We start from the raw sequence: 832 nt of genomic DNA, 5'->3' as shown, positions 1-832 counted from the left end.
GGTACTGTTTTTGACTGTCTTTTCCTTGGGACACTTGCTTGGTGTCCCGTGAAAAATCGGTCAGGGCATGCTTCGACACAACGAGTGAGTCACTGCTCTCGTAAGAGGGTGGTGCGCGACAAGTTTTTGTTGGAGAGTTTGATCCTGGCTCAGGACGAACGCTGGCGGCGTGCTTCACACATGCAAGTCGAACGGAAAGGCCCGCTTGCGGGTACTCGAGTGGCGAACGGGTGAGTAACACGTGGGTAACCTGCCCCCATCTCTGGGATAACCGTTGGAAACGGCGGCTAATACCGGATACGACCACGGTCTGCATGGATTGTGGTGGAAAGTTTTTGCGGTTGGGGAGGGGCCCGCGGCCTATCAGCTTGTTGGTGCGGTGATGGCGCACCAAGGCTTTGACGGGTAGCCGGCCTGAGAGGGCGGTCGGTCACATTGGGACTGAGATACGGCCCAGACTCCTACGGGAGGCAGCAGTGGGGAATTTTGCACAATGGGCGGAAGCCTGATGCAGCGACGCCGCGTGAGGGATGACGGCTTTCGGGTTGTAAACCTCTTTTATCCACCACGAAGGCACGGTATTCGCCGTGTTGACGGTAGTGGTTGAATAAGCGCCGGCTAACTACGTGCCAGCAGCCGCGGTAAGACGTAGGGCGCGAGCGTTGTCCGGATTTATTGGGCGTAAAGGGCTCGTAGGCGGTTGATTGCGTCTGTCGTGAAAGGCCTCGGCTTAACCGGGGTTTTGCGGTGGATACGGGTCGACTTGAGGCAATTAGGGGAGATCGGAATTCTACGTGTAGCGGTGAAATGCGCAGATATGTGGAGGAACACC

General features: G+C 57.0%; 1 rRNA gene. It reads left to right on the top strand.

Annotated elements, in window-relative coordinates:
• Positions 1-126: 126 nt before the first annotated feature.
• A 16S ribosomal RNA gene (locus tag ABD419_RS24910) occupies positions 127-832 on the top strand; the annotation flags it as partial.

Origin of the sequence: Glycomyces endophyticus (assembly GCF_039531525.1) — a bacterium.
GTDB classification, from domain to species: Bacteria; Actinomycetota; Actinomycetes; order Mycobacteriales; family Micromonosporaceae; genus Glycomyces; species Glycomyces endophyticus.
The sequence above is the reverse complement of the archived record's forward strand: the minus strand, read 5'-3'. Positions and strand labels throughout refer to the sequence as shown.